The organism is Enterobacter cloacae complex sp. IR5412 (genome assembly GCF_049237385.1).
Lineage (GTDB): Bacteria > Pseudomonadota > Gammaproteobacteria > Enterobacterales > Enterobacteriaceae > Enterobacter > Enterobacter intestinihominis.
Genome location: NZ_JBMKHQ010000015.1, coordinates 21856 through 41875 on the forward strand (window position 1 = coordinate 21856; position 20020 = coordinate 41875).

The 20020-nt window shown below is 54.4% G+C and carries 20 protein-coding genes and 1 tRNA gene; 16 read left to right on the plus strand and 5 right to left on the minus strand.

All coding sequences use genetic code 11. The annotated features are described in order from the left end of the window. Window positions 1–17 precede the first annotated feature (17 nt). A complete protein-coding gene (locus tag ACOTX2_RS20630; RefSeq protein WP_017383120.1) occupies window positions 18–785 on the plus strand; it encodes a class II glutamine amidotransferase in 768 nt (255 codons plus the stop codon). Here ACOTX2_RS20630 and dpaA read toward each other — a convergent pair. Then, window positions 756–1496, minus strand: coding sequence for a peptidoglycan meso-diaminopimelic acid protein amidase (gene dpaA, locus ACOTX2_RS20635; RefSeq protein WP_063148307.1), 741 nt, complete (start codon window positions 1494–1496; stop codon window positions 756–758). The two genes, ACOTX2_RS20630 and dpaA, sit on opposite strands and share 30 nt — an antisense overlap. 300 nt (window positions 1497–1796) lie before the next feature. Here dpaA and ACOTX2_RS20640 point away from each other — a divergent pair, with 300 nt between their 5' ends. The 8 genes from ACOTX2_RS20640 to dinB all read left to right on the plus strand — a co-directional run bounded on the left by ACOTX2_RS20640 (window position 1797) and on the right by dinB (window position 9002). Further along, window positions 1797–3140 carry a Na(+)-translocating NADH-quinone reductase subunit A gene (locus ACOTX2_RS20640; RefSeq protein WP_023295963.1) on the plus strand — a complete coding sequence of 448 codons (1344 nt, stop codon included), beginning with the start codon at window positions 1797–1799 and terminating at the stop codon, window positions 3138–3140. 2 nt (window positions 3141–3142) lie between these two features. Next, a complete protein-coding gene (locus tag ACOTX2_RS20645) occupies window positions 3143–4378 on the plus strand; it encodes an NADH:ubiquinone reductase (Na(+)-transporting) subunit B (RefSeq protein ID WP_023299389.1) in 1236 nt (411 codons plus the stop codon). Then, window positions 4371–5165 carry a Na(+)-translocating NADH-quinone reductase subunit C gene (locus ACOTX2_RS20650; RefSeq protein ID WP_022647144.1) on the plus strand — a complete coding sequence of 265 codons (795 nt, stop codon included), beginning with the start codon at window positions 4371–4373 and terminating at the stop codon, window positions 5163–5165. The genes ACOTX2_RS20645 and ACOTX2_RS20650 overlap by 8 nt, the downstream gene beginning before the upstream one ends. Then, window positions 5158–5796, plus strand: a complete 639-nt coding sequence (locus ACOTX2_RS20655) for an NADH:ubiquinone reductase (Na(+)-transporting) subunit D (protein ID WP_003863219.1) — start codon at window positions 5158–5160, stop codon at window positions 5794–5796. Before ACOTX2_RS20650 ends, ACOTX2_RS20655 begins: the two co-directional genes overlap by 8 nt. 6 nt (window positions 5797–5802) lie before the next feature. Further along, complete coding sequence (nqrE, locus tag ACOTX2_RS20660) at window positions 5803–6399, plus strand: NADH:ubiquinone reductase (Na(+)-transporting) subunit E (protein WP_003863217.1); 597 nt, start codon at window positions 5803–5805, stop codon at window positions 6397–6399. A 10-nt stretch (window positions 6400–6409) separates the two neighbouring features. Beyond that, entirely contained in the window at window positions 6410–7633 is a 1224-nt protein-coding gene (gene nqrF, locus ACOTX2_RS20665; protein WP_015571374.1) for an NADH:ubiquinone reductase (Na(+)-transporting) subunit F, read from the plus strand. Between the two features lie 2 nt (window positions 7634–7635). Continuing rightward, a complete protein-coding gene (nqrM, locus tag ACOTX2_RS20670; RefSeq protein WP_003863212.1) occupies window positions 7636–7836 on the plus strand; it encodes a (Na+)-NQR maturation NqrM in 201 nt (66 codons plus the stop codon). A gap of 107 nt (window positions 7837–7943) precedes the next feature. Continuing rightward, complete coding sequence (dinB, locus tag ACOTX2_RS20675; RefSeq protein WP_063148308.1) at window positions 7944–9002, plus strand: DNA polymerase IV; 1059 nt, start codon at window positions 7944–7946, stop codon at window positions 9000–9002. A gap of 55 nt (window positions 9003–9057) precedes the next feature. Here the strand turns inward: dinB and pepD are convergent, their stop codons facing one another. Further along, window positions 9058–10515, minus strand: a complete 1458-nt coding sequence (gene pepD, locus ACOTX2_RS20680) for a cytosol nonspecific dipeptidase (RefSeq protein ID WP_032624795.1) — start codon at window positions 10513–10515, stop codon at window positions 9058–9060. 258 nt (window positions 10516–10773) lie between these two features. Here pepD and gpt point away from each other — a divergent pair, with 258 nt between their 5' ends. The 3 genes from gpt (at window position 10774) to crl (ending at window position 13039) form a co-directional block, all read left to right on the plus strand. Continuing rightward, window positions 10774–11232: a xanthine phosphoribosyltransferase gene (gpt, locus tag ACOTX2_RS20685; protein ID WP_003863205.1), complete on the plus strand. Its 459-nt coding sequence runs from the start codon at window positions 10774–10776 to the stop codon at window positions 11230–11232. A 104-nt stretch (window positions 11233–11336) separates the two neighbouring features. After that, entirely contained in the window at window positions 11337–12581 is a 1245-nt protein-coding gene (gene frsA, locus ACOTX2_RS20690) for an esterase FrsA (RefSeq protein WP_023305490.1), read from the plus strand. Between the two features lie 56 nt (window positions 12582–12637). Beyond that, window positions 12638–13039 (plus strand): sigma factor-binding protein Crl, encoded by a 402-nt coding sequence (crl, locus tag ACOTX2_RS20695; RefSeq protein WP_022647149.1) that lies wholly within the window; start codon window positions 12638–12640, stop codon window positions 13037–13039. A 131-nt stretch (window positions 13040–13170) separates the two neighbouring features. Here the strand turns inward: crl and phoE are convergent, their stop codons facing one another. After that, entirely contained in the window at window positions 13171–14223 is a 1053-nt protein-coding gene (gene phoE / locus ACOTX2_RS20700) for a phosphoporin PhoE (RefSeq protein ID WP_022647150.1), read from the minus strand. 305 nt (window positions 14224–14528) lie between these two features. Here phoE and proB point away from each other — a divergent pair, with 305 nt between their 5' ends. From proB to ACOTX2_RS20720, 4 genes are all read left to right on the plus strand, one after another. Continuing rightward, window positions 14529–15632, plus strand: coding sequence for a glutamate 5-kinase (proB, locus tag ACOTX2_RS20705; protein WP_015571369.1), 1104 nt, complete (start codon window positions 14529–14531; stop codon window positions 15630–15632). 11 nt (window positions 15633–15643) lie between these two features. Continuing rightward, window positions 15644–16897: a glutamate-5-semialdehyde dehydrogenase gene (gene proA / locus ACOTX2_RS20710; RefSeq protein WP_421625964.1), complete on the plus strand. Its 1254-nt coding sequence runs from the start codon at window positions 15644–15646 to the stop codon at window positions 16895–16897. 111 nt (window positions 16898–17008) lie between these two features. After that, window positions 17009–17084 (plus strand) — tRNA-Thr (locus tag ACOTX2_RS20715). Between the two features lie 153 nt (window positions 17085–17237). Then, entirely contained in the window at window positions 17238–18410 is a 1173-nt protein-coding gene (locus ACOTX2_RS20720) for a tyrosine-type recombinase/integrase (protein ID WP_063148310.1), read from the plus strand. Here ACOTX2_RS20720 and ACOTX2_RS20725 read toward each other — a convergent pair. Together ACOTX2_RS20725 and ACOTX2_RS20730 are read right to left on the minus strand one after the other, a co-directional pair. Next, window positions 18407–18595 (minus strand): helix-turn-helix transcriptional regulator, encoded by a 189-nt coding sequence (locus tag ACOTX2_RS20725; protein ID WP_000189281.1) that lies wholly within the window; start codon window positions 18593–18595, stop codon window positions 18407–18409. The two genes, ACOTX2_RS20720 and ACOTX2_RS20725, sit on opposite strands and share 4 nt — an antisense overlap. Beyond that, window positions 18592–19992 (minus strand): DEAD/DEAH box helicase, encoded by a 1401-nt coding sequence (locus tag ACOTX2_RS20730; protein WP_232944554.1) that lies wholly within the window; start codon window positions 19990–19992, stop codon window positions 18592–18594. The genes ACOTX2_RS20725 and ACOTX2_RS20730 overlap by 4 nt, the downstream gene beginning before the upstream one ends. Window positions 19993–20020: the final 28 nt, after the last annotated feature.

A 20020-nucleotide genomic window follows, 5' to 3' on the forward strand; every position in this document is an offset into this window, starting at 1 on the left:
TGTTGTGGAGGTGTTCTATGTGCGAACTGCTCGGGATGAGCGCCAATGTGCCAACCGATATCTGCTTTAGTTTCACCGGGCTGGTTCAGCGCGGTGGAGGAACCGGGCCGCATAAAGACGGCTGGGGCATTACCTTCTACGAAGGCAAAGGATGCCGCACGTTTAAAGATCCACAGCCCAGCTTTAACTCACCCATTGCCAGACTGGTGCAGGACTATCCTATTAAATCCTGTTCGGTGATCGCCCATATCCGCCAGGCCAATCGCGGCGAAGTGGCGCTGGAAAATACCCATCCGTTTACCCGTGAACTGTGGGGACGTAACTGGACCTATGCGCACAACGGGCAGCTCTCGGGCTATAAATCACTGGAAACCGGCAATTTTCGTCCTGTCGGTGAAACGGACAGCGAAAAAGCATTTTGCTGGCTGCTGCACAAGCTGACCGAGCGCTACCCCCGTACGCCCGGCAACATGACCGCAGTATTTAAGTACATAGCGTCACTGGCGTCTGAGTTACGCGAGAAGGGCGTGTTTAATATGCTGCTGTCTGACGGACGCTACGTGATGGCATTCTGCTCGACGAATCTGTTCTGGATCACCCGACGTGCGCCGTTTGGCGTCGCCACGCTGCTCGATCAGGATGTGGAAATTGATTTTCAGAAGGAGACCACACCGAACGATGTGGTCACTGTCATTGCAACGCAGCCGCTGACGGGCAACGAAACCTGGCAAAAGATCATGCCAGGCGAGTGGGCGCTATTTTGTCTCGGGGACCGCGTAATTTGACGCCAGCTGAGGGTGAACCACTTCATGGCTGAGCGGTTTACTCACCACGTAACGGCCATTGACGATGGACACCACCGGCGGCTTATGGGTCTGCTCGAAGTAGTCATAACCCGGTTTTAGCTGTTTCCAGAAATCTGTGTAAACAGAGTACTTATGGCGCGCCATGTTGGCATCCGTCATACGGAACGGATAGATGCTGACCTGAACATTCGGCTGGCCGAAGACCAGTGCGCCCGTGACAAACTGGAAGATTTCATCAATGCCGGAATCCGTCATCGCATAACAGCCGACAGACACGCAGGCGCCGTGGATCATCAGGTATTTCCCTTCGTAACCGTGCGCACGGTCAAAGGCGTTAGGGAAACCGATGTTAATCGCTTTATAGAAGCGGCTGTCCGGTTTTAGCTGGTTACGCTGAACGTTGTAAAACCCTTCCGGACTTTTGAAGTCACCCTGGCGCTGTTTCGGCCCCAGTCCGCCAGAATAGTTACAGATTTTGTAGCTATCGAGCAGTTGATACGTCTCGCCCATTTTGACAAACAGATCGAGTGTGCGCTCTTCCTTGAAGATTTGAATATAAACCGGGGAACCCATCAACTGCTGTTTATACTCTTTGCTGACCGGCGTCGTTGAACTATTACTGCCAAGCAGCCCGGCAAACGACATGCACGGTATCAGAAGCATCGCAATGAACAATGCGATTTTACGCATACTACTGGTTCCTTGATAAAACAATGACCAACTTGCCAGAACGGCAAAAGACACCCGAAATCAGACTAATCTGGACAGGAGCGCTCACATTAGCACCGATGGAGATTTTCGCAAGAGCCAACCTTTGCGTTTACAAATTAGTTTTACTTTATAACCCATTCATATTGTCCTGACTCCAGGAACTTTGCGCAATAGCTCGCATTTCGGCGCGCCAGACGGCGGATTTACTGCCCTTGGCAGGGCCGAAAATGGTACACTCCGGCCTCTCTGGATTGTTGTTCATGGATACCTGCTAACCACATGTTTAGAATCAGAAAAGGACTCGATCTGCCAATCTCTGGCGTGCCTGAACAGCACGTAACGACCGGCGCCAGTATTCATCATGTCGCTATTGTGGGTGATGATTACGTGGGCATGCGCCCCGCGATGCTGGTACAGGAAGGCGATCGTGTAATAAAAGGCCAGGCACTCTTCGAGGATAAAAAAAATCCTGGCGTTATGTTTACAGCCCCTGCCAGCGGTACCGTCGTCGCCATCCATCGTGGTGAGCGTCGCGTTCTGCAATCGGTAGTTATTCAAATTGAAGGTGACGAAAAACGCGAGTTTGCGCGTTTTGACGCCGCCGATCTCGCTACCCTCAGCCACGACGCGGTGCAGACGCAACTGCTGGAGTCAGGACTGTGGACGGCGCTTCGCACGCGTCCCTATAGCAAAACGCCCGTACCTGGCACTGTGCCAGCCGCTATCTTCGTTACGGCCATCGACACCAACCCGCTCAGCGCGGATCCGCAGCCTCTTATCCTGGCGGAACGCAAAGCTTTCGATGCCGGCCTCACCGTGTTAACGCGCCTGACGCCGGGCAAAGTGCATGTCTGCCAGGCCAGCGGCGGTAAGCTGGGCGGGCATCCGCAAGGGCAGGTCGCCTTTAATGAATTTGCCGGCCCGCATCCGGCCGGGCTGGTGGGAACGCATATTCATTTCCTGGAGCCGGTAAGCCTGACGAAACAGGTCTGGCATCTTAATTATCAGGACGTGATCGCTATCGGTAAGCTCTTCACCACGGGTGAGCTGTGCGCAGAACGCATTATTGCCATCGGCGGCCCTCAGGCAACCCAACCGCGTCTGGTTCGCACGCTGCTTGGGGCAGACCTGACGGCGCTGTTGGCTGGCGAAACGAAAGAAGGTGAAAACCGCATTATTTCCGGTTCGGTGCTGAGCGGCAGACACGCGACAGGCCCGATGGCCTGGCTGGGTCGTTTCCATCTTCAGGTGAGCGTGGTGCTTGAAGGGCGCGAGAAAGAGCTGTTCGGCTGGGTGCTGCCTGGCGCAGAAAAATACTCGGTAACCCGTACCACGCTCGGCCACTTTTTGCGTCGTAAGCTGTTTAACTTCTCCACCAGCACCAACGGCGGTGAGCGCGCCATGGTCCCGATTGGCAACTACGAACGCGTGATGCCGCTGGATATTCTGCCCACTGTGCTGCTGCGCGATCTGCTGGCCGGCGATACCGACGGTGCCCAGGCGCTGGGCTGTCTGGAGCTGGACGAGGAAGATCTGGCGCTGTGTACCTATGTGTGTCCAGGTAAATACGAATATGGACCCGTATTGCGCGAGGTGTTAACCCGCATTGAGCAGGAAGGATAACCATGGGCTTAAAACACCTCTTTGAAAAAATTGAGCCGCACTTTACCGAAGGGAAGCTCAAAAAGTACTACCCGCTGTATGAAGCGACAACGACCATTTTCTACACGCCGGGTCTGGTGACGAAAGGCGCGGCGCACGTTCGCGACGCCATCGACCTCAAGCGAATGATGATTCTGGTCTGGTTTGCGGTCTTCCCGGCCATGTTCTGGGGGATGTATAACGTTGGGTTGCAGACTATTCCGGCGCTGCACCATATGTACGATGCAGAGCAGCTGGCGCAGGTGATTCAGTCTGACTGGCACTATCGTCTGGCGCAGTCGCTGGGGGTGAGCTTTGCGGCAGATGCAGGCTGGATCAGCATGATGACGCTGGGCGCTGTCTTCTTCCTCCCCATCTATATGACTGTCTTTATTGTGGGCGGTTTCTGGGAGGTTCTGTTCGCTATTATTCGCAAACATGAGATAAACGAAGGCTTCTTTGTTACCTCTATTCTGTTTGCGCTGATTGTTCCGCCAACGCTGCCGCTCTGGCAGGCGGCGATGGGGATCAGCTTTGGCGTGGTGATTGCCAAGGAGATCTTCGGCGGGACCGGACGCAACTTCCTCAACCCGGCACTGGCAGGGCGCGCGTTCCTGTTCTTTGCTTATCCGGCGCAAATCTCGGGCGACCTGGTGTGGACGGCAGCAGACGGATTCTCCGGCGCGACGCCACTTTCACAGTGGGCGGCTGGCGGCGGCGAAACGCTGGTTAACAATGCAACCGGACAGCCTGTCACCTGGTTTGATGCGTTTGTTGGCAATATTCCAGGCTCCATCGGTGAAGTGTCTACCCTGATGATTTTGATCGGCGGAGCCATCATCCTCTTTGGCCGCGTGGCGTCCTGGCGCATTGTCGCTGGCGTCATGCTTGGGATGGTCCTCACCGCCACGCTTTTCAATTTCATTGGTTCAGACACTAACCCGATGTTCTCCATGCCGTGGTACTGGCACCTCGTGCTGGGAGGCTTTGCGTTTGGCATGATGTTCATGGCCACCGATCCCGTCTCGGCTTCGTTTACCGACAGAGGTAAATGGTGCTACGGCGCGCTCATTGGGGTGATGTGTGTACTGATTCGCGTGGTCAACCCGGCCTATCCGGAAGGGATGATGTTGGCCATTCTGTTTGCCAATCTGTTTGCGCCGCTGTTCGACTACCTGGTCGTGCGCGCCAACATTAAGCGGAGGAAGGCGCGTGGCTGAGATCAAAAATAACGACAGTATCAGCAAAACGCTGCTGGTGGTGCTGGTACTGTGTCTGGTCTGTTCCATTGTCGTGGCCGGTTCTGCCGTTGGGTTGAAACCGCTACAGCAGGAGCAACGTGCGCTGGATAAACAGCGTAACATCCTGGCCGTTGCCGGGCTGATGCAGGAAGGCATGACGAAGGATGACGTCGCAGCGGTGTTTGCCGAACGCATTACCGCACGGCTGGTGGATTTAAAAACCGGGGAGTTAATGGATAAAGACCCGGCGAAATATAACCAGGCGCTGGCGCTAAAAGATCCGCAGATGAGCACCATGCTTGACGCCTCGCAGGATCCGGCAGGCATTAAGCGCCGCAGCAATGTCGCGGAGATTTACCTCGTCCGCGACGAGCAAAAGCGCATCCAGGAAATCGTGTTGCCCATCTATGGCAACGGTTTATGGTCAATGATGTACGCCTTTGTGGCGCTGGATACCGATGGCCGTACGGTCAAAGGCATTACATATTACGATCAGGGCGAAACACCAGGGCTGGGGGGCGAAGTTGAGAACCCTAACTGGCGGGCACAGTTTGTCGGTAAAAAAGTGCTCGATGACAACGGCCAGCCTGCGCTGAAGGTGGTGAAAGGAGGAGCGCGTCCCGGTGATGAATTTGCCGTTGATGGCCTTTCCGGCGCTACGCTCACCTCTAATGGGGTGCAGCACAGCTTTGATTTCTGGATGGGTGAACTGGGCTTTGGTCCCTTCCTGAAGAATGTACGTGAAGGAGCGCTGAACAATGGCTGATACGGGTGAACTGAAAGAAGTTAAAAAGGTGCTGATTGGCCCACTTTTAGCCAATAACCCGATAACGCTTCAGGTGCTGGGCGTATGCTCGGCTCTGGCGGTAACCACCAAGCTGGAAACGGCGGTGGTCATGACGCTGGCGGTAACGCTGGTGACAGCGTTTTCCAGCATGTTTATCTCAATGATCCGCCACCACATACCCAACAGCGTGAGGATCATTGTCCAGATGGCGATCATCGCCTCGCTGGTGATCGTGGTTGATCAGCTTCTGCGCGCCTTCGCTTATGAAACCTCGAAGCAGCTTTCGGTGTTTGTCGGCCTGATTATCACCAACTGTATCGTGATGGGGCGCGCTGAAGCCTATGCGATGAAAATGCCGCCACTGGCGAGCTTTATGGACGGTATCGGCAACGGGCTGGGTTATGGCGTGATCCTGTTGACGGTTGGTTTCCTGCGCGAACTTATTGGCAGCGGCAAACTGTTTGGCATTCCGGTGCTGGATACGGTACAGAACGGCGGCTGGTATCTGCCGAACGGTTTGTTCCTGCTGGCACCAAGCGCATTTTTCATTATCGGTTTGCTGATCTGGCTGATTCGTACGCTGAAGCCTGAACAGCAGGAAAAGGAGTAACCGACGATGGCTCATTACCTGAGTTTATTTGTGCGCGCGGTGTTTGTTGAAAACATGGCGCTCGCTTTCTTCCTGGGCATGTGTACGTTCCTTGCTGTTTCTAAGAAGGTATCGACGGCATTCGGTCTGGGTGTGGCGGTCACTGTTGTGCTGGGGCTTTCCGTTCCGATTAACAACCTGGTGTTCAACTTCGTGCTTCGCGATGGCGCGCTGGTGGAGGGCGTTGATCTTAGCTTCCTGAACTTCATCACCTTTATCGGGGTGATTGCGGCGCTTGTTCAGATCCTGGAGATGATCCTCGATAAATACTTCCCGTCGCTGTACAACGCACTGGGGATCTTCCTGCCGCTAATCGCGGTGAACTGCGCCATTTTCGGCGGCGTCTCATTTATGGTTCAGCGCGATTACAACTTCAGTGAATCGGTTGTGTATGGTTTCGGTTCCGGTATCGGCTGGATGCTGGCGATTGTCACCATGGCGGGGATCCGTGAAAAAATGAAATATGCCAACGTACCTGCGGGGCTTCGTGGCTTAGGGATCACCTTTATCACCACCGGCCTGATGGCGTTGGGCTTTATGTCCTTCTCCGGTGTGCAGCTATAAGGGCTAAAAGATGGAAATTATTCTTGGCGTGGTGATGTTCACGCTGATAGTACTGGTGCTGTCAGGGCTGATCCTGGCAGCGCGTGCGAAGCTGGTGAATTCCGGGGATGTGATCATTGATATCAATGACGATCCGCAGAATCAGATCCGTACCCCGGCAGGGGATAAGCTGCTTAACACGCTCTCCGGCAACGGGATTTTTGTCTCGTCTGCCTGTGGCGGCGGTGGCTCCTGTGGACAATGCCGTGTGACGGTGAAAGAGGGTGGCGGGGATATTCTGCCAACAGAACTGTCGCATATCACGAAGCGTGAAGCTAAAGAGGGCTGCCGTCTGGCGTGTCAGGTCGCTGTGCGCCAGAACATGAAGATTGAGCTGCCGGAGGAGATCTTCGGCGTGAAAAAATGGGAGTGCGAAGTTATCTCTAACGATAATAAAGCCACGTTCATTAAAGAGCTCAAGCTGCGCGTTCCTGAAGGGGAGAGCGTCCCGTTCCGTGCGGGTGGGTATATCCAGATTGATTGTCCGGCACATACCGTGGCGTATGCTGACTTCGACGTGCCCGAGGAGTACCGGGCCGACTGGGATAAATTTAACCTCTTCCGCTTTGTTTCCGAAGTAAAAGAGCCCGCGCTTCGCGCTTATTCCATGGCTAACTATCCGGAAGAGAAGGGCATTATTATGCTCAACGTGCGTATCGCCACGCCGCCGCCGAATGTGCCTGATGCCCCCCCTGGCGTCATGTCGTCCTATATCTGGTCCCTCAAGCCTGGTGACAAAGTGACGATTTCCGGCCCGTTCGGCGAATTCTTTGCCAAAGACACCGACGCGGAAATGGTCTTTATCGGCGGCGGTGCGGGTATGGCGCCGATGCGTTCACATATCTTTGACCAGCTCAAACGCCTTGGCAGCAAGCGCAAGATCAGCTTCTGGTACGGGGCGCGTTCACTGCGCGAAATGTTCTATGACGATGAGTTTGAACAACTGGCACGTGATAACCCTAACTTTACCTTCCATGTGGCGTTATCCGATCCGCAGCCGGAAGATAACTGGACAGGTTATACGGGCTTCATCCACAACGTGCTGTATGAAAATTACCTCAAACAGCACCCGGCACCGGAAGATTGCGAGTTTTATATGTGTGGCCCGCCAATGATGAACGCTGCCGTGATTAAGATGCTAAAAGATCTTGGCGTGGAAGATGAGAACATCATGCTCGATGATTTCGGAGGTTGATTATGCTGACCTTTCTGGCGACCTTTGCGGTGTTTGTACTGGTGATATTCGGGATGTCCTTAGGCTGGATCATCAAGCGTAAAAGCATCCAGGGCAGCTGTGGAGGTATATCTTCCATCGGAATGGAAAAAGTGTGCGATTGTCCGGAACCGTGCGATGCGCGAAAAAAACGGATGGCTCGCGAGCAGCAACGCATTATTTAGTCTTGTATGTCGGGTAAGGCAACGCCGCCACCCGACAATTCCCACGCATACTTCTCAACCCTCATTTGTTTACTGTATACTTATCCAGTAATGAGTGAGGGCTTACTATGCGCAAAATAATCCATGTCGATATGGACTGCTTTTTTGCCGCAGTGGAGATGCGTGACAACCCGGCGCTGCGGGATATTCCCATCGCCATTGGCGGCAGCCGGGTTCAGCGCGGTGTCATCAGCACCGCCAACTATCCTGCTCGCAAATACGGTGTGCGCAGCGCCATGCCGACAGCGATGGCGCTAAAACTGTGCCCGCATCTCACTCTTTTGCCCGGACGTTTTGATGCCTATAAAGAAGCATCGAGCCACATTCGGGAGATCTTCTCCCGCTACACCTCTCTGATTGAACCGTTATCGCTGGATGAAGCCTATCTGGATGTCACCCACAGCGTGCACTGCCACGGCTCTGCCACCCTGATGGCGCAGGAGATCCGCCAGACTATTTTTAACGAGCTGAACCTGACGGCATCGGCAGGCGTCGCGCCGATAAAATTTCTCGCCAAAATCGCCTCCGATTTAAATAAGCCCAACGGCCAGTACGTCATCACCCCGGAAGAGGTTCCGGCGTTTTTAAAGACGCTGCCGCTCAGCAAAATCCCCGGTGTGGGTAAAGTCTCCGCCGCAAAGCTGGAAAGTATGGGGCTACGCACCTGTGAAGACATTCAGCGCAGCGATCTGGCGCTGCTGCTTAAGCGTTTTGGTAAGTTTGGCCGCGTACTGTGGGAACGCAGTCAGGGCATTGATGACCGGGATGTGAACAACGAACGGCTGCGTAAATCGGTCGGCGTTGAACGCACGCTGAGCGAAGATATCCATGACTGGACAGAGTGTGAAACCATTATTACGGAACAACTCTATCCTGAGCTTGAACGACGCTTACTGAAGGTCAAACCAGATCTGCTTATTGCCCGGCAGGGCATCAAACTGAAATTTAACGATTTTCAGCAGACGACGCAGGAACACGTCTGGCCACGCCTCAACAAAGAGGATCTTATTGCGACGGCAAAAAAGGCATGGGAAGAGCGGCGGGGCGGACGAGGGGTAAGGCTGGTGGGGCTGCACGTCACATTGCTGGATCCTCAGCTGGAGCGTCAGCTGGTGCTGGGACTGTAGATTAGGCTAATCGTAGGCCCGGTAAGCGAAGCGCCACCGGGCATCAAACGGCTTATTACTTAACAGGGATTGCTTTCAGCAGCTCAGTCAGCAGCGTCCAGTAGTGACCGACGCTTTCAATGTGAACCTGCTCATCCGGGGAGTGTGGCCCCGTGATGGTCGGCCCGATGGAGACCATGTCCATATCCGGATACGGTTTCTTGAACAGACCACATTCCAGACCCGCGTGAATAACCTGAATGTTCGGGGTGCTGTTGAACAGTCTCTGATAAGTTTCACGCACCAGTGCCATGACCGGAGAACTTGCATCCGGCTGCCAGCCAGGGTAGCTGCCTTTTGCAGACGTTTTCGCGCCCGCCAGGGTACCCAGAGATTCCAGCATGCTCACAACGTACTCTTTACCGCTGTCGATCAGGGAACGGATCAGGCAAATGATCTCTGCGCTGTCGTCGCCCATGGTCACTACGCCCACGTTCAGGGAGGTTTCAACCACGCCTTTTGCGACGTCAGAATTGCGGATCACGCCGTTTGGCGTTGCGTTCAGCAACTGGACGAACGTGTCACGAGACTGAGTGGTCAGCGCGGCTTTATCCGTTGTAACGGACTCCAGTACCACCGTCAGGTTTTTCTCTTTCTCAGACAGCTCGTTTTTCAGGATATCCAGATACAGGCTGGAGAGGTTTTTCAGCTCATCCGCTTTCGCCGCAGGCACCGCCACGGTCGCGAAGGCTTCGCGAGGGATCGCGTTACGCAGAGTGCCGCCGTTGAAGTCCACCAGACGCAGATCCAGTTCAGCGGCATGGCCCGCCAGGAAACGCGCCAGCAGTTTGTTGGCGTTGCCCAGGCCCAGGTGAATATCACCGCCGGAGTGACCGCCTTTCAGCCCTTTCAGCGTCAGCTTAAAGGTCTCGAAACCGGCAGGAATCGCTTCGCGGGACAGCGGCAGGGTAGAGATGAAATCGATCCCGCCCGCGCAGCCCATGTAGATCTCACCTTCTTCTTCGGAATCGGTGTTGATCAGAATGTCCGCTTGCAGCCAGTTTGCCTGGAGACCGAACGCGCCATCCATGCCCGCTTCTTCAGTCATGGTCAGCAGCACTTCCAGCGGACCGTGTTCAACGCTGTCGTCAGCCAGCACGGCCAGCGCGGAAGCCATACCAATACCGTTATCTGCGCCCAGGGTCGTGCCGCGCGCCTTCACCCACTCACCGTCGATGTACGGCTGAATCGGGTCTTTTGTGAAGTCGTGAACGGTGTCGTTGTTTTTCTGCGGAACCATGTCCAGGTGCGCCTGCAATACCACTGGCTTACGGTTTTCCATACCTGCGGTGGCAGGTTTGCGGATGAGAATATTGCCAACCTGGTCGCGCTCAGCGTGCAGACCTTTTTCCTTTGCCCAGCCCATAATATGTTCGGCAAGCTGTTCTTCGTGATAGGAAGGGTGCGGAATGGAGCAGATTTTGGCAAAAATATCCCACAGCGGCTGTGGAGATAATTGAGACAGTTCAGACACGATAGGTCTCCTTGTCGTTGCGCTGCAAAACAATGTTGCAGGTCACTGGGTTAGCAGGTTAATCGTTACCACAAGACGGGCTTGCGAGATGCATCTGAGAATACCACTTTCTCCCGTGGCTGGTAGCATTAAGCATGTAAAAACTCAGGCTCATGGCGCGTAACACTGGTTTTTAGTGCGTCAGATCTCTATAATCTCGCGCAACCTGGTTCACCCTCATTTTTTTAAGCCGTATATAAACAGGCTGGGACACTTCACATGAGCGAAAAATACGTCGTCACCTGGGACATGTTGCAGATTCACGCACGCAAACTGGCTGCGCGTCTGATGCCTTCCGAACAGTGGAAAGGCATTATTGCCGTCAGCCGTGGCGGTCTGGTACCGGGGGCGCTGCTGGCACGTGAGCTGGGTATTCGTCATGTCGATACCGTATGTATCTCCAGCTATGACCACGATAACCAGCGTGAGCTGAAAGTGCTGAAGCGCGCGGAAGGCGACGGTGAAGGCTTTATCGTTATCGACGATCTGGTGGACACCGGCGGTACCGCTGTGGCTATCCGCGAAATGTATCCAAAAGCGCACTTCGTCACTATCTTCGCGAAACCAGCGGGTCGTCCCCTGGTTGATGATTACGTCATTGATATCCCTCAGGATACCTGGATTGAACAGCCATGGGATATGGGCGTGGTCTTCGTACCGCCTATCTCTGGCCGTTAATTTCAGTACGTAACTTTACACGCCCGGTTATGCCGGGCGTTGTTCTTTTTGGCCTGCCACGCGTTACAATGGTCTCCAAGTGATGTATCCATGGAGGCAACGCAATGGCGCAGGCGAATCTCACCGAAACTCTTTTCAAACCCCGTTTCAAGCACCCTGAAACCTCGACGCTGGTGCGTCGGTTTAATCCGGGGACCATGCCTGCTGTACAGTCAGCGTTAGATGGTAAAAACGTGCCCCACTGGTACCGCATGATTAATCGCCTGATGTGGATCTGGCGCGGTATCGACCCGCGCGAAATCCTCGACGTGCAGGCGCGTATCGTGATGAGCGAGTCTGAGCGCACCGACAGCGATCTCTACGACACGGTGGTGGGCTACCGTGGCGGGAACTGGATCTACGAATGGTCAAAGCAGGCCATGCTCTGGCAGCAAAAAGCGAGCCAGGAAGAAGATGCCACTCTCAGCGGCAAACACTGGCTGCATGCGGCAAACCTTTACAGCATCGCTGCATACCCGCATCTGAAAGGAGACGAACTGGCGGAGCAGGCCCAGGCGCTGGCAAACCGGGCTTATGAAGAGGCCGCCCAGCGGCTGCCTGGCCGGATGCGTGAAATTGAGTTCGCCATTCCCGGCGGTAGCCCGGTGACTGGATTCCTGCATATGCCGGAGGGGGAAGGCCCGTTCCCGACGGTTCTGATGTGCGGCGGCCTGGATTCGTTACAAATTGATTATTACAGCCTGTATGAGCGCTACTTTGCCCCAAACGGGATCGCCATGCTGACGCTCGATATGCCATCAATTGGTTTTTCATCCAAATGGAAACTTACGCAAGACTCCAGCCTGCTGCACCAGCATGCATTAAAAGCGCTGGAGAATATCCCCTGGGTTGACCATACCCGGGTAGGTGCGTTTGGCTTCCGCTTTGGCGCTAACGTCGCGGTACGGCTGGCCTACCTTGAATCTTCCCGCCTGAAGGCCGTCGCCTGTCTTGGTCCGGTAGTGCATGCACTGCTAAGCGAGCCTGCGCGTCAGGGTAGCGTTCCTGAAATGTATCTGGACGTGCTGGCGAGCCGACTTGGCATGCATGATGCTTCAGATGAAGCGTTGCGCATTGAACTTAATCGGTATTCATTAAAAACGCAGGGCTTGCTGGGCCGCCGTTGCCCAACCCCGATGATGTCCGGTTTCTGGAAGAACGATCCATTTAGCCCGGAAGAGGAGTCACGCTTAATCACCTCGTCATCTTCGGATGGCAAATTGCTGGAGGTACCCTTCAGCCCGGTGTACCAAAATTTTGACAAAGCGCTTAAAGAGATCACACGCTGGATCACGCAGAGATTGTGTTAATAGTTTGCTAAATTTCGTTGGTTTGGTAAAACAGTGCTTCACAAAAGGAGATCGCAATGACGTTACCGAGTGGACACCCGAAAAGTAGACTGATTAAGAAGTTCATGGCTCTTGGCCCGTATATTCGAGAAGAGCAGTGTGAAGAGAATCGCTTTTTTTTCGACTGCCTGGCTGTTTGCGTCAACGTGAAGCCTGCACCCGAAAAACGTGAGTTCTGGGGCTGGTGGATGGAAATGGAAGCACAGGAAAACCGTTTTACCTATAGCTATCAGTTTGGCCTGTTTAATAAAGACGGGCACTGGCAGGCGACGAGCATCAAAGATCAGGAAGTGATCGATCGCCTGGAGCATACGCTAAAAGAATTTCACGGCAGAGCTCGCGACCTGCTGGCAACGCTGGATCTGAAGCTGGAGCCTGCGGACGATTTTTCCAGCGAAGCGGTGAAACTGAGAGCCTGATGATGTCACAGCGCCGGGTGGCGGCTACGCCTTACCCGGCCTAAAAACGTATTACTCCCCAGGTCCGGTAAGCACAGCGTCACCGGGCACAAAAAAACCGGCTCAGCGCCGGTTTTTTTATTACCACAACATCAGAACTGGTAGGTCATGCCCAGCGCAACGATATCATCGCTGCTTACGCCCAGTTTATTATCGTCATCGATCTGGTTGATTTTATAATCAACAAACGCAGACATGTTTTTGTTGAAATAATAGGTCGCACCTACATCGATGTATTTCACGATATCTTCATCGCCGATGCCTTCGATATCTTTGCCTTTAGACTGCACGTAACCCAGAGATGGGCGCAGACCAAAGTCAAACTGATATTGCGCAACCACTTCGAAGTTTTGCGCTTTATTTGCAAAGCCACCGGAAATAGGGGCCATATTGCGGGTTTCAGAATAGAGAGTGGCCAGATATATATCGTTGGCATCATATTTCAGACCGGTCGCCCAGCCTTCTGCTTTTTTACCTTCGCCGCGTGCCTGAAGGTTTTGCTCATTGGTGCGATCGGAGCTGGCATACGCACCAATCACAGAGAAATCGCTGCCGCCGAAGTCATAGCTCAGGGAGGTACCGAAGCCGTCACCGTTTTGCTTCTTCACGTCGCGGTTTTCATTTTTACCCTGGTATTGCAGGGTCATATTAAGACCGTCAACCATGCCAAAGAAATCGGTATTACGGTATGTAGCCAGACCGGAAGCGCGTTTCGTCATGAAATTATCGGTCTGCGCCAGGCCGTCACCGCCGAACTCCGGGAACATATCGGTGTATGCGGCGACGTCATACAGCGCACCCAGGTTACGACCGTAATCAAAAGAACCAAAATCTTTCAGTTTAATACCCGCAAATGCCAGGCGCGTTTTTTGAGAAGAGTCGCTTTCTGCTTTGTTACCCGCGAACTCTGCTTCCCAACGTCCGTAGCCCGTCAGCTGATCGTTAATCTGCGTTTCACCCTTAAAGCCAAAACGAACGTAAGTCTGGTCACCATCCTTCGCGTCATCATCACTGAGGTAGTGCATTGCTTTTACTTTGCCGTACACGTCCAGTTTATTACCGTTTTTATTATAAACTTCTGCTGCGTGAACAGATGTGGATGCAACTACGCCCATTACCACTAATGCCAGAGTGCTCTTTTTCATTTTCAATCCTGATTTTATAAAAACGCGCTAATATTCGCTGAGCAATAAGATTCAACTTATTACCCCGTGAAAAACAGGAAGGGTTTTATCGTTAGTGGGTGAACGTTTTATGACAAAGTAAGAATATGTCTAAAAAAGTATGTTTTAATTTTTCGGTAATAAAATTGTCAAAATCTGCCGCTACGCTTCCTGATCCCGCGCAACAAAGTGACGGGTGATGTGCTAAGGCAGTTGGCAACGGGGCTGACACCTGTTAAAACGTCTGACTGACATCATTTTCCCTTATTGTTGAACGGCAGAGAATCATGAGTGACAGCCAGACGCTGGTGGTAAAACTCGGTACCAGTGTGTTAACAGGCGGATCGCGCCGCCTTAATCGTGCCCATATCGTTGAGCTTGTACGTCAGTGCGCTCAGTTGCATGCCGCAGGGCATCGTATTGTGATTGTGACCTCCGGGGCGATTGCCGCCGGGCGTGAACACCTGGGCTACCCCGAACTCCCCGCGACGATCGCCTCCAAACAGCTGCTGGCCGCCGTAGGACAAAGCCGACTCATACAGCTCTGGGAACAACTGTTCTCCATTTATGGCATTCACGTCGGGCAGATGCTGCTGACGCGTGCGGATATGGAAGACAGAGAACGTTTCCTGAACGCCCGCGATACGCTGCGCGCGCTGCTGGATAACCATATCGTTCCGGTCATCAACGAAAACGACGCTGTTGCCACCGCTGAAATCAAAGTAGGCGACAACGATAACCTCTCTGCGCTGGCGGCGATCCTGGCAGGGGCCGATAAGCTGCTGCTTCTGACCGATCAGCAGGGGCTATTTACCGCTGACCCGCGTTCCAATCCACAGGCAGAACTGATCAAAGACGTTCACGGCATTGACGATGCGCTGCGTGCCATTGCGGGAGACAGCGTTTCTGGTCTTGGGACAGGCGGTATGGGCACCAAGCTCCAGGCCGCGGACGTGGCGTGCCGGGCCGGTATCGACACCATCATTGCCGCGGGCAGCCGTCCGGGCGTGATAGGTGATGTGATGGAAGGCATCTCTGTGGGCACACGCTTCCACGCCCAGGCGTCCCCGCTGGAAAACCGCAAACGCTGGATCTTTGGCGCGCCCCCGGCTGGTGAATTGACCGTGGATGAAGGCGCGACCGCCGCTATTCTGGAAAGAGGAAGCTCATTGCTTCCAAAAGGAATTAAAAGCGTGACAGGCAACTTCTCGCGTGGTGAAGTGATCCGAATCCGTAACCTTGAAGGTCGCGACATCGCTCATGGCGTAAGCCGTTATAACAGCGACGCGCTGCGTCGGATTGCTGGCCACCATTCCCAGCAGATCGACGCCATCCTGGGCTATGAATATGGCCCGGTTGCCGTGCATCGCGACGACATGATTATTCGTTAAGGAGCCAGAACATGCTGGAACAAATGGGCGCAGCCGCGAAAGCCGCCTCGTATAAACTGGCGCTCCTTTCCAGCCGCGAGAAAAACCGCGTGCTGGAAAAAATCGCTGATTATCTGGAATCCCAGTCGCAGGAAATTTTGCTCGCCAACGAGCAGGATCTGCTGGAAGCGCGTCGCAACGGCTTGAGCGAAGCGATGCTCGACCGTCTGGCATTGACCCCGGCGCGTCTGAAAGGTATCGCCGATGACGTCCGTCAGGTGTGCAACCTCGCCGACCCGGTAGGGCAGGTGATTGACGGTGGGGTGCTCGACAGCGGTTTACGCCTTGAGCGTCGTCGTGTGCCACTCGGCGTCATCGGTGTGATTTACGAAGCGCGTCCAAACGTGACGGTGGATGTCGCCTCCCTGTGCCTGAAAACCGGTAACGCCGCTATCCTGCGTGGCGGGAAAGAGACCTGGCGCACCAACGCCGCGACGGTAAACGTCATTCAGCAGGCGCTGGAAGAGTGCGGCTTACCGGCGGCTGCCGTGCAGGCGATTGAAAGCCCTGACCGCGCGCTGGTCAACGAGATGCTGCGCATGGACAAATACATCGACATGCTGATCCCACGCGGCGGCGCGGGCCTGCACAAGCTGTGCCGTGAGCATTCCACCATTCCGGTCATTACCGGCGGTATCGGCGTATGCCATATCGTGGTGGATGACACCGCGGAGATCGAACCTGCACTGAAGATTATCGTCAACGCTAAAACTCAGCGTCCAAGCACCTGTAATACGGTGGAAACGCTGCTGGTGCATCAGGGCATCGCCAGTACCTTCCTGCCAGCGCTGAGCATGCAGATGGCGGAAAGTGGCGTTACGCTGCATGCGGACGAGAAGGCTCTCGCCCTGCTGAAAGACGGTCCGGCAAAGGTCGTTCCGGTTAACGCGGAGCAGTACGACGATGAGTATTTGTCGCTGGATCTGAACGTGAAGGTAGTTGCGGATCTCGATGACGCTATTGCGCACATTCGTGAACACGGAACCCAGCATTCTGATGCGATCCTGACGCGCACCCTGCGCAATGCCGATCGTTTTGTGAATGAAGTGGTTTCGTCTGCGGTTTACGTGAATGCCTCGACGCGCTTCACCGATGGCGGCCAGTTTGGTCTGGGCGCGGAGGTGGCTGTGAGCACTCAGAAGCTGCATGCCCGCGGTCCGATGGGGCTGGAAGCACTGACCACCTACAAGTGGATCGGCTTCGGTGATGATACCATTCGTGCGTAAATAATCGCGGGTGATGCAAAAATAGCCGTTTGATTCAAAAGGGCATTGACGCATCACCCGGTTAGATCTACTCTTTTGCCCCGTGGTTACGCTCGTAACCGGCCTCTCAGGGCCGATATAGCTCAGTTGGTAGAGCAGCGCATTCGTAATGCGAAGGTCGTAGGTTCGACTCCTATTATCGGCACCATCATTTCATCCAGCATCATCCTCAAATGTCCATTTTTCCTTGTTTTTCGCGGTGTTGGATGTTCTATCTGTCCGCCGTTATCCACCTTTTACCGTTGCAATCCAAATTTAAAACGGGTACATAAACGGGTATCTGAGTTTGAGGCGGGTACCTATGAAACTAAACGCGCGACAGGTCGAGACGGCAAAGCCTGCCGAGAAAGACTATAAGCTGCCGGACGGTAACGGGCTTATCCTGCTGGTGAAAACCAGCGGGGCGAAATACTGGCGCTATCGTTATACCTTCGCCGGTAAAGAAAAGATGCTGGCGCTCGGTGTGTATCCGGTTGTTTCGCTAGCGGCCGCTCGCGAAAAACGAGACGAGGCCAGGCGGAACGTTGCAGCAGGTGTTGACCCGGTGAAGGTCAAAAGCCATGCCGCAGCTGCGGCAGCAAAGACGATCACGTTTAAAGAGATTGCCACAGAATGGCACGAATTCAAGAAGCCGCGCTGGTCGCCTGGCTATGCCTCTGACATTCTCGAAGCGTTCAATAAAGATATCTTTCCAGCAGTTGGACGATTGCCTGTTGCTGAGATCGAACCGGTCCAGATGTTGACGGCGCTGCGTAAAATTGAGAATCGCGGCGCAACCGAGAAAGCAGCCAAAACACGTCGGTGGTGTGGTGAGGTGTTCAGCTATGCAGTTGCGACCGGGCGCGCGAAGTATAACCCCGTCAGCGAACTGAACAGCGCAATGACCGGGCATAAAGGAGAGTCCTTCCCGTTCCTGACGGCTGAAGAACTGCCCGATTTTCTCGCGGCGCTTGAGAGTTACAAGGGGAGCCCGCTCCCCCGGCTGGGGTTGCAGATCATGATGCTGGCAGGGCTGCGTACTTACGAACTGCGGCATTCAAAATGGGAATGGATAGATTTCGATAATCGGCTGTGGGAGATACCCGCCGAATTTATGAAGATGGATCGCCCGCACCTGGTACCGCTCTCCGATCAGCTTGTTGTCTTGCTGAAAGAGCTGCACGGTCTGACAGGTCGATACGTGAATATGTTTCCGGGCAGGAATGATCCGTCAAAGGTCATGAGCGAGAACACAATAAACAGGATGATCCACACGCTGGGTTATAAGGGGAGGGTAGTAGGGCATGGCTTCCGGCATACATTCAGCACTATCCTTAACGATAAAGGATTCAACTCTGACTGGGTTGAACTCCAGATCGCTCACGTGGATAAGAACATTATACGCGGGGTTTATAACCATGCCCTGTATATGGAAGGGCGTCGGGAGATGATGCAGTGGTATGCGGATTATATTGACCAGCTGCGTTTGATTTAAAGAAACTGTTTTTTCCACTCTTCGACCTCGCCGCGTACCCAGCGGGAGGTTCGGCTCCCGAGCTTCTTAGGCTTCGGAAACTCGTTATTACTGATGCGCTCATAAATACTGGATTTTTTCAGGCCAACAGAGCGCTCAACCTCTTTGATGTTAATCAGGTCAGTGTCAGAGATAACCGGTGTCATGCTATACCTCTCTTTTTCATGGCATCGAGCAGGATGTCCTGCACTGTTCGTTTTGAGTTGCGCCGCTCCATCACCATTTCGTCCATAGTGTCGGCAGCGATAATGTGGTGAATAAACACCAGGCGGTTGTGTCCGGCTTGAATCTGCCGGGTGGGCCCGATGCGTTCGATAATTTGCTGGTACTGCTCCAGATCCCACCAGTGCGAGAAAAACACCAGTATGTTCCCGCCGTCCTGCATATTCAGGCCGTGGCCTGCGCTGGCCGGGTGTGCGAACAGGACAGGGATTTTCCCGGCATTCCAGTCGCGTAGCGTCTGTGGATCTTGGTCGAGGTGGCGACCGCGAGGAAATGCTTTAAGCAAACGCTCGAGGTCGTGTTTCCAGTGGTAGGCCACCAACACCGGTGCGCCAGCCGCTTCGGTGAGAATGCTGTCCAGCGCCTGGAGCTTCGCGTCGTGCAGTTCTGACCAGCTTCCGGCGTCGTCGGTGTACACCGCACCGCTGGCAATTTGCAGACACTTCATCGTCTTTGCCGCGGCGTTCGGTGCTTCGATGCCTTCGCCGTTCAGCTCGAGGAACATTTCCTTTTCCATTTCGCGATACTGCTGGCGGGCTTTCGGCGGCATATCTACGCGGATCACGTTATGGATGGGCTCTTTGATGTCGAACCAGTCGGCGGCATCGAGGGAGATAGTCACGTCGGCCAGCGCCCGCTGTATTTCGCTCTGCGAATGGGCGAACGGCTCCAGTTTCGTACAGCTCTGCCCCGGAAACTGTATTGAGTTGAACCAGCGGGAAGTAAACGCGCCGTAGGTGCGCCCGAGACGCTGCCCCTGATCCACAAACCACGCTTGCCCCCACAAATCTACCAGACCGTTCGGCGCTGGCGTACCGGTGAGATTCATCCACCGCCGGACGTGCTTATGTGCCACCTTGCCTAGCGCCGCCGCGCGCTTACCTCCACCTCGTAGCCGGAAAGATTTCAGCCGGGTGCTTTCGTCGGGGATGACGGTACCGAACGGCCAGCGGCCGCCCAGCTCTTCCACCAGCCATATCAGATTGTCGTAGTTGATGGTAAACACGCTCGCGTTGCTGTTCGCCAGCGCCGCGGCGCGCGCCTTAGCGTTACCAACAATCGGCTGCACCTCGATATTGCGCAGGTGCCCCCATTTCACCGCTTCATCCGGCCATGTGCTGGCTGCCACTCGCAGCGGTGCGAGGACTAGCGCGGGCTGCGTCTCCGCTCCTGCCATGAAGAGATCTTCCAGCGTGGTGAGCGTCGCCACGGTTTTACCCATGCCCATGCCCGCCCAGATGTTGCAGCGCAGAGTATCGATTTCGTGGTTGATGATGAGGTTTTGATAAAGGCGGGGGGTGAAAGTCTTGCTTGATAAGATCACATAGCCTCCTTGTGTTATTATGCAA